The following is a 9,541-nucleotide window of genomic DNA, read 5'->3' on the forward strand; positions in this document are numbered from 1 at the left end:
CCTCACTTATTATTTTGTGCAATGATCTGTTCGATCACATCCATATAGTCTGCACAGTATTTTTCATACACTCCCATGACAGCTTCCTGAAAACGCTTTTTTTCTGCCGCAGATAGTTCTACTACTTCCACACCCTGTTTCAATGCCATCTCCTTTGAATCCGCTTCGCGTTCCGTCCAGAGTTTTCTCTCATACAATGCTGATTCTTTTGCACAATCTAAGATCATCTTCTGATCATCTTCCGAAAGTTTATTCCATGTATTTTTCGAACATATCTGCATTTCCGGCACCCGGTTGTGCTCATCAACCGTATAATATTTTGCCACCTCATAGTGATTCATCGCCTCATAGGAAGGCCAGTTATTCTCTGCCCCATCCACCGTTCCACGCTCTAATGCAGAATATACATCAGCATATGGGATCGGCAGTGCCGTTGCGCCAAGTGCCTCTACCATATCTACCATCACTTCCGATTCCTGTACACGGATACGCATGCCTGCCATATCCTCAAGACAGGTGATCGGTTTTTTTGAATTATAAAAATTTCTTGCACCCGCATCATACCAGGAAAGTCCGACCAGTTCACTTTCATCCGTCGCTGCAAGAAAAGCATCTCCGATCTCACCATCAAGAACTTTCCACATATGATCAGAATTTGTATACAGATATGGCATCTGCAAAACATTTAATTCTGGAATATATTCTGCCAGCTGCGAAAGGGATACTCGCGCAAAATCGATCCCACCATACTGTATCTGTGCGATCACATCGCTCTCTGTGCCAAGCGCCCCTTCCGCCTGGACTAAAATCTGTATTCTTCCATTACTTCTCTTTTCTACCAGCCTTGCAAACTCTTTCGCCCCCAGTGTTGTCGGATAATCCTCCGTCTGGTTCTCTGCATAAGAAAAAACAAATTCCGGTTCTCTCTCTTGTACCAGCATATGACGGCACAACAATCCTGCTGCAAGAACCGCCGCCGCAGACAAAATAAAGATTCCTCTTTTTTTCATTTATCCTAATCCTCCAACAGCATTTCCCGTCTCCATCTGCTTTAAGACCTCCATACGGTACTCTGTAGGCGTGCTTCCCACGGCACGTTTAAACACTTTAGCAAAATAATTCGAATCCCGGTATCCGACATTCGTGCTGATATCTTTTACATTGATACGGACATCGGCAAGCAGCTGCTTTGCCTGCTCCATCCGGAACTCGGTCAGATATACAATAAAACTCTTATCGAAACACTGCTTGAATATCTTACAGAAATACGCATCAGAATAATTCATTTCTTCTGCTACACTCTGCAGGGAAATATCTTCTTTATAATGCATGCTGATATACTGTCTGATATTTTCTGCCACAGCACTCATTCTGATATTGCCGCTTTCCGGCTGGACATCTTTCTTTTTTTCCTGTTTTTCCGGTAAAATCTCTTTTCTATCTTCCCGCAATCCGTCTGTTCTCTCATTTAACAGCCGTATCGCTTCCTCTAGCACTTTAACCAGTTCCTCTTCGGTTCCCGGTTTCAGCAGATAATCCAGGGCATGTACCGAAATTGCGCGTTTTGCATAATTAAATTCATCAAATGCTGTCAGGAAAATAATGCTGCAGTCCCTGTTTTTTTCCCGGATCTGCCCTGCTGCCTCTAAACCATTCACACCAGGCATCTCAATGTCAAGCAATGCGATCTGACAGTCTTTTTCTGTAAAAAACTTTGCTGCCTCCCTGCCATTTACTGCTTCCACAACTTCTAACTGTCCGGAAAAATATTTTTTTATCGTTCTTGCGACGATCATTCTCTCTATCGGTTCATCGTCCGCCACCAACACACGGTACATCCTCTTCTCCCACTTCCTTATGTCTGATCTGTATTTTTATGACAGTCCCGGCATCTTTCCTGCTGTAAACTTCCACATTTCCATCCTGATACATTGCATGTATCCTCCGGTAAATATTTCCAAGTCCGATTCCGGTCTTTCCATCTTCTTTTGCCAGTTCTCTGCGCAGATGCATAAGCAGCTCATCATCCATACCCAGTCCATCGTCTCCAATCGTAATGAATATAAATTCTCCCTGCTGCCAGATATGTATCCGCACGGTTCCACCTTCTTCCTTTTTGGAAAGTCCATGAATAATGGCATTTTCCACAAGCGGCTGAAACGTAAATGCCGGAACAATGACTTTATCCGCATCCACACGGCAGATCTTCTGATACGAGATACGCTCTCCAAACCGCATCTGCTGCAGATACATATAATCTTCTACAATTTTTAATTCCTGCGACAGACACACTTCCGTTTCCTGATTTTTCAGGTTATACCGGAAAAGCGCAGATAATGCACGGATCATTTTTTCGGTCGTTGCAGCCTCTTCTAAACATGCCATTCCACCGATCACATTTAATGTATTAAACAGAAAATGCGGGTTGATCTGGCTTTTTAACAGTTCGAGTTTGGTCATCTCCAATCGCTTTTCTGTCTCTAGTTTTTCCAATTCTTCCTCATGTAAGAGATCTAACGTCTTTCGTTTTTCTTCCAGTGCCTGAATATATTCTCCTGTCGCATATTTCATTTTATTGAATGCATGAACCAACTCCCCAAGCTCATCTTTATTGTCTACTTTTACGTCCTCTATAAAGAAATCATTTGCTGCGATTTTCTGTGATGCACGCACCAGCTTAAAAATGGGCGACATGATCGTTTCTTTCATCAACGAAGCCATTTCCGCAATTCCAAATAACAGCAAAAGTCCGGCAAATATAACTACCATCGGCACGCCGACTAATGTCGGTACTTTTTTCTGATAGGAAATATCCCCCTCCTCGATCGTACAGTTCATCAGTATCCCGGCATACTGTCCTAAGTATTTCTGCATATCATAAACTTCGTAGAGTCTGCTGACATAATCTGTCACATTGTCTTCCATGGAAAGAATCGCATCTCTTTTTGTACAGTAAACTTCATAACTGCTGCGGATCGACCATGTTTTTGCATAACGGAGCTCTCCGACCTTACGGTACTGAAATGGCAGATCATAAACAGCATTTTTTGTCCGTTTCATGGCACGGTCTAACTCTTCTTTTTTCTCTGCATCCGGATTTCTCATATAACTTTCAAACAGCGTACTCTCCTGCTCTAATGCCTGGATCAGTTCGCTGCACTTTGCATTATCCTGTAAAATACCGTTAAAATCGACCAGTGAAAAACGGACAACCCAGACATTAAAAACAACGGAAAGCAGGATGGTCAGACAGACCATCCCGGTAAACACTGCTATTTTCTTTTGAATGGTAAGCTCCTGCCACCATAATTTTATCCTTTTCTTCAAGCTGTTGTCCCATCCTGCTTTTTTATCCGCTTCGCTGCTATAGCAAGCCTGTATTTTTTAATTAGCTGCTGCGATCTTTTCTTTTGCAAATGTATAAAATTCTTCTTTCTGTGCTCCTAAAATACGGTTTGTAAGCATATATCCATGTCTTGCATCAGAAAAAACGATCATCATGCCAGGTTCTTTTGACACCCGCAGCTTTCTCCAGCCAATGCTCTCTTTCTCTTTTCCCACTGTCACATGGAGTCCTGCATCATCAAATGAAAGATTCACATCTTTTGGCATTGTTTTTGCCTGACCTTTCGCTTTCAGGTAGATTGCAATCGGCTGAACCACAGGAAACAGCAGACATCCAAAGAGCATCAGCATCTGCATCAGATCTCCGGAGCTTTTGAAAAATTTTGCTGTAAATAAAATCATCGCCACCGTAAAGACCATGTTACAGACTCCTGCCACCGAACGGTAAGTCCGGCTCATTGTTAATTTAAAGAAGTCTCCTGCAGTTACTTCGCTCTTAAACTGGTATGTCATGCCAATCCCCCTATCATTTCAAACTCATCCGCCGTAGCCGCCTAATACTCTCGGTAACAGAAGGCTGACTTCCGGAACGAATGTGAGTAACAGTAATACAATAATCATACATACATAGAATGGAAGTGTTGCCTTTACGACACGTTCCATTTTTACACCACTGACTGCGGAACCGATGAATAATACGGAACCAACCGGCGGTGTCAAAAGACCAATACCACAGTTTAATACCATGATAATACCGAACTGTACCGGATCAATACCGATGGAAGTTGCGATCGGCAGTAAGATCGGTGTTGCGATCAGGATGATCGGCGCCATATCCATGATACAGCCAAGGAATAAAAGAATCAAGTCAATCAAGAGTGCAATTACGATCGGGTTTGTAGAAAATCCTACGATTGCATTTGCTACCATATCAGGTACATGTAATGTGGTCAGGCAGTAACCGAAGATACTGGAAGTTGAAATCAGGATCAATACGATCGATAACGTATCAATGCACTGCTCTAAACATTTCCATACACCCTTCCAGTTGAGGCCTTTATAAATATACACACTGACGATCAAACTATAGAATACAGCGATTGCTGCTGATTCTGTTGCAGTAAACCATCCGGCTACTACACCGACAACTACGATAACAACGGCTGCGAGAGCCCAGATAGAAACTCCGATCTGTTTTAATAATGCTTTAAAGCTGAATTTTTCTCCCTTCGGATAATGTCTCTTCTTAGAAATAATATAAGAACCTACCATCAGGGAAACTGCAAGCAATGCACCTGGCAGATAACCAGCAAGGAAAAGGCTTCCTACGGAAATACCACCTGCTGACATTGCATAGATAACCATGTTGTGACTTGGAGGAACTAAAAGTCCTTCACAGGAAGAAGTAATTGTTACTGCGGTAGAAAAATCATCATCATATCCCTGGTCTACCATCATAGGGATCATGATACTTCCGATGGAAGCGGTATCAGCCGATGCAGATCCGGAAATTCCACCAAAAAAATAAGATGCTACGATATTTACCATTGCCATACCGCCTGTCATCCATCCAACACAGGCATTGGCAAGTGCGATCAGTTTTTCTGAAATACCACCGGTACCCATCAGTACACCCATCGTGATAAAGAATGGTACTGCCATCAAACTGAAAGAACTGATTCCTTTTACCATCTGCTGACAGATTGTGGTAAGCGGCAATCCCTGTGTCAGTAAACAAAGTAATGATGACAATGCAACTGCATATGCAATCGGAAATCTAAGGAGTATCATTACTAAAAAGCTGATCAGCAATACTGCGATTGCAATTCCTTGTGCGCTCATTATTTATCCTCCTTTACAAAAATTCCTTTGATATGGTTATAAACTGCTTCAATCTCAAATACCACCATTGCAATTCCTGCAAGTGGAATCGGGAAATACATCCAGAATTTTGAAACACTTGGCATACTTACATAATTTCCTTTTGCACCGATCTGGACTGCATAGGAAAAGCCAACTGTGATCATTATCACACCAAGGATCAATACTGCTACATCTGCAAAAATATCCAGTGCACGGATCACAGATTTTGGCAGATACTGATCAAATGCTGTCATACGGATATGTGCATTTCTTCTTATTGCAAGTGCTGCAGATAATACTGCCATATAAGACATCAGTGTCAGAACGACTTCCTCACTCCATGCCGGATCCGGCACAAACGAAACGTATCTTCCGACAACGCAGACACTTGTGATCACAAGATCTGCCGTCAGCAATAATTTACATATGAATAAAACGACCTTATATGTAATGTCATATGCCGGTTTTATTTTATCAATGGTCTGAAAAAATTTTGGCATAAACTATCTTCCTCCTTTAAAATAATTCCTTTTTCTTTAGAAAAGGAGCACAGAGAGCAGGTATTCTCTCTGTGCTCCTTTGGTACATCACATCAGACTCTGTGTGTCCGATCACATTTTTTTAATTAGTTTGCCATATCAAGGATCTGCTGATATAACTCTTTGTTATCTTTTGTTGCTTCTTCAATAACATCTTTACAAGCATCCTGCCATGGTTTGATGTCATCTACTTCAATAACGTTGCATCCATCTGCTTTTAACTCGTCTAAGATCTTATTCTCTGTCTCTTCAGAAATCTTACGGTTGTACTGGGACGCATACTCACCAGCCTCTGTTAATACATCCTGCTGTTCCGGTGTTAATTTATCCCATGCTTCATCTGTGATGACTACCTGGATTGCTCCTAATGTATGTCCGTCTAAGATAATGTTGTTTGCAACTTCCGGGAATGCATTTGCCTGATAGTTTGCGATCGGCTGTTCTGCTGCATCAACAACGCCTGTCTGTAATGCGGAATATAACTCACCCATTGCAACAACGGTCGGGTTTGCTCCAAGTGCTTCAACCATACCTGTCATGATCGGGTCATTTGATACACGGATCTTCATTCCTGCAAGGTCTTCCATTCCGGAGATCGGTTTCACGGTAAAGAAATGACGGAAACCTTCTTCTCCGTAGAACAGTCCGCGGATACCGCTTCCGTTCTCATGCGGCTCAAGCAAAAATTCCTGTGCCAGATCAGATGTTGCGAAGTTCCAGAAATGATCTCTGTTTACAAATGTGAATGGTACGGATAAAAGGCTGGATTTTTCTCCGCCGTAGCTTGTCAGTGCGAATGCAGAGATACGAGCCATATCAATCGTGCCGCCACCGCCAAGCATGGTATCTAAGACATCTGACTCAGCTCCTAATACACCGTTTGCCTGGATATCGATTGTGATGCTTCCGCCGGAAAGCTCTTCTACTTTGTCTTTGAATGCGGTAGCTGTCTGTCCAACAATGGTTCCCTCTAACGGGTTAACCTCAGCATATACAAGTGTCACTGCCGGTCCGACCGGTTCTGTTGCGCTATCGCCTGTGGATGCTGCTTCTGTCGTTGTGTCTGCTGCTTCTGCATCTGATGTACCTGCATCCGATGTTGCTGCATCCGATGTTGCTGCATTTGTTGTTCCGCTGTTGCCTGTCGCTGTGTTCGGTGACTGTAAGCCACACGCTGTCATGGAAAATACCATTGCTGCACATACGATTGCAGATAAAACTTTTTTCTTCATAAGAAACCCTCCTGTAATTGGTTGATATATTTGCTGCGCTGCCCCTCTTTGCCGCTGCAACTTTATGTATTTATTATAAGGGGAATTTTTAACAAAGAAAACCGTATTATTTTTATATTGTTAGCACATTCTTAACATTCTTTAGAATTTATTAATATTTTTTTGATACTTTTGTACAGTATATATACATTTTTTCTATTTTTATATGTAGAACTAAACAAAAAGCCACAGTCCGTAGGTCACCTTGCAGACACCTCATAATTTTGTTATGCTCCTTACAAACCATGCAGCATGGAGGTACAAAATTGAAAGAAGAATATTACCAGATCGGTGAGGTCAGCAAAATCACCGGTATTTCCAAAGATACGTTACATTTTTATACGAAGGCAGGTCTCGTGACACCCGACTATATCAACCCTGACAATCATTACCATTATTATTCCCGCTGGAACATGTATCAGCTTGATATCATTACCACCTGCAGGAATCTTGGCATACCGCTCGATAAAGTACGACAGATCATTTCCTCGAAAGATAACGATAAAGTTGTTCATCTTCTGATGGAATACCGCAAAGAAGCCTTACGTTTAAGCGAATATTATGCGCAGGTTGCAGACGATATCCTCTGGTATGATTCCGAAAATGAACATATCAAAGCCCAGACCCCGTCACATAAAATCCAGGTCAGATATCTAGAACAGGAAACGGTCATCGCCGGAAGCCTGACACGCGAGGATTCTTCCTACCATGCCAATCTGCAGGAGGTCTTAAAGCAGGAATTTCAACAAACACATTTTGTCCGTAGAAAATACGGATACTTTCTGGATCCGGACCGTCTTTTACAAAATGATCTCCTCAAATGCCGGGAATACATGAAACTGCCGAACGGGGATTACTCTTCTATCAACCCCGAACACCTCTATACACTTCCCGCCGGGGATTATGCAGTATTTACCGTTCAGATTCAGGATGAGACTGCTGACTTTTCGCCACTGCTTGATTTTCTTTCATCAGAGGGCTTTACGACCGACATCGTGTTTGCCGAGGAAATCGGTTTTCAGCTTTTTAAATATATCCATAATTATTATTGTGAGATCAAAGCTCATCTGATAAAAAAATAATTTTTCTCTTGACCGTGTAGTTACTCCATGTTTTAGAATGTTCCTCGAAATACATGACATGCGAGGAACATTCCTATGGATATGGAACATACATCAATTCCAAAACTCTTATTAAAATTATCGCCACCGGTAATGCTGGCACTGCTGATACAGTCGATCTACAATATTGTGGACAGTTTTTTTGTGGCAAAATATTCTGCAGTCGGATTGACTGCTTTATCCATCATATATCCGATCCAGCTTTTAATGGTAGCACTCGCCACCGGAACAGGTGCCGGTGTCAATATTTTAATTTCAAGGTTAGACGGACTGGGAAGATCAAAAGAACAGCATCAGGTCATCAAAAGCGGACTTTTGCTTACGCTCTTTCATTTTCTTATTTTCGCTGTGGCCGGGACTATGCTAGCTGAATTTTATTTTCAGATTTCTACAGATAACCTTGCGGTTGCGAAGGATGGAATTATTTATACAAAAATTATTTTTATCGGTTCTCTCGGGCTTTTTGTTGAATCCATCTGTACCAAGATTTTACAGGCAAGAGGAAACATGGTCATCCCAATGATCGCCCAGATAACCGGTTCCCTGTTAAATATCATACTTGATCTTTTTCTTATTTTCGGACTTACCGGTTTTCCAGAACTTGGCATTGCAGGCGCTGCCATCGCAACCGTGATCGGACAGTGGGCAGCCATGTTTATTACACTGATCGCTGTTATACGGAAATATTCTCTTCGCGGCAGGTTTCAGATATCTGTCTGTAAACAGATCTACCAGAATGGCATTGGCTCCATTGTGACGCAGTCGCTTTTTACACTTTATATTGTAGGTCTTAATATGATTTTAAAGGGATTTACCGAAGATGCCGTGACGGTGCTTGGCATTTATTATAAGATACAGTCTTTCTTTTTTATTCCGCTGCTTGGATTTCAGCAGGTGCTGCTTCCGCTTATCAGCTACAATTACGGTGCCGGTAAAATATCACGCACAAAAGATATTTTGAAATTCGCATCCATCGTTTCCTGCTGCATTATGACGGTTGCAACTATGATCTTTTTTGCCTTTCCGCACCTTTTGATAGCAATTTTCTCCACCAGTCCTGCACTGTTAAACATCGGCAGTTATGCGCTGCGTGTTATCTCGATCAGCTTTATTTTTGCAGGACTTACTATTGTTATCACTTCATATCTGCAGGGAATTGCCCGTATGCAGGCAAGCATCTTTATCATTGTGCTGCGGCAGGTGTTTTTGCTGGTGCCATTGGCATGGGTGCTTCATTTTTGGGGACTTAACGCAGTCTGGTGGACATTTCCGCTGACGGAAGTGATCGCATGCGTGGCAGGGATCATCTGTGTGAAAATGTTTCGTTAACTGCCTGACAAATGCTGGTTTGCGGGTGACATGAGTTTCCTCGTGTAGGGTGGTTCCGGGGGTTTTCGATTGG

General features: G+C 42.3%; 9 protein-coding genes. 2 read left to right on the forward strand and 7 right to left on the reverse strand.

Annotated features, from left to right (window positions below):
* Positions 1-2: 2 nt before the first annotated feature.
* The 7 genes from DW650_RS16770 to DW650_RS16800 all read right to left on the reverse strand — a co-directional run bounded on the left by DW650_RS16770 (position 3) and on the right by DW650_RS16800 (position 6,979).
* Positions 3-1,010 carry a TRAP transporter substrate-binding protein gene (locus DW650_RS16770; RefSeq protein ID WP_118210588.1) on the reverse strand — a complete coding sequence of 336 codons (1,008 nt, stop codon included), beginning with the start codon at positions 1,008-1,010 and terminating at the stop codon, positions 3-5.
* Positions 1,011-1,838 (reverse strand): response regulator transcription factor, encoded by an 828-nt coding sequence (locus DW650_RS16775; protein WP_118210589.1) that lies wholly within the window; start codon positions 1,836-1,838, stop codon positions 1,011-1,013.
* The gene (locus DW650_RS16780; protein WP_243103002.1) at positions 1,810-3,327 is read right to left on the reverse strand and encodes a sensor histidine kinase; all 1,518 of its coding nucleotides are present in this window, start codon (positions 3,325-3,327) and stop codon (positions 1,810-1,812) included. The genes DW650_RS16775 and DW650_RS16780 overlap by 29 nt, the downstream gene beginning before the upstream one ends.
* 57 nt (positions 3,328-3,384) lie before the next feature.
* Positions 3,385-3,858, reverse strand: coding sequence for a YcxB family protein (locus tag DW650_RS16785; protein ID WP_117922094.1), 474 nt, complete (start codon positions 3,856-3,858; stop codon positions 3,385-3,387).
* A gap of 24 nt (positions 3,859-3,882) precedes the next feature.
* Entirely contained in the window at positions 3,883-5,187 is a 1,305-nt protein-coding gene (locus tag DW650_RS16790) for a TRAP transporter large permease (protein WP_117922093.1), read from the reverse strand.
* Positions 5,187-5,708, reverse strand: coding sequence for a TRAP transporter small permease (locus DW650_RS16795; RefSeq protein ID WP_118210591.1), 522 nt, complete (start codon positions 5,706-5,708; stop codon positions 5,187-5,189). The genes DW650_RS16790 and DW650_RS16795 overlap by 1 nt, the downstream gene beginning before the upstream one ends.
* 125 nt (positions 5,709-5,833) lie before the next feature.
* The gene (locus DW650_RS16800) at positions 5,834-6,979 is read right to left on the reverse strand and encodes a TRAP transporter substrate-binding protein (RefSeq protein WP_118210592.1); all 1,146 of its coding nucleotides are present in this window, start codon (positions 6,977-6,979) and stop codon (positions 5,834-5,836) included.
* A gap of 305 nt (positions 6,980-7,284) precedes the next feature.
* Between DW650_RS16800 and DW650_RS16805 the strand changes: the two genes are divergently transcribed.
* Together DW650_RS16805 and DW650_RS16810 are read left to right on the forward strand one after the other, a co-directional pair.
* Positions 7,285-8,100 (forward strand): MerR family transcriptional regulator, encoded by an 816-nt coding sequence (locus tag DW650_RS16805; protein ID WP_117922090.1) that lies wholly within the window; start codon positions 7,285-7,287, stop codon positions 8,098-8,100.
* Positions 8,101-8,175: 75 nt separating this feature from the next.
* Positions 8,176-9,468, forward strand: coding sequence for an MATE family efflux transporter (locus DW650_RS16810; protein WP_118210593.1), 1,293 nt, complete (start codon positions 8,176-8,178; stop codon positions 9,466-9,468).
* Positions 9,469-9,541 lie beyond the last annotated feature (73 nt).

It is taken from the genome of Roseburia sp. AM23-20, from assembly GCF_003470905.1.
Classification (GTDB): domain Bacteria; phylum Bacillota; class Clostridia; order Lachnospirales; family Lachnospiraceae; genus Roseburia; species Roseburia rectibacter.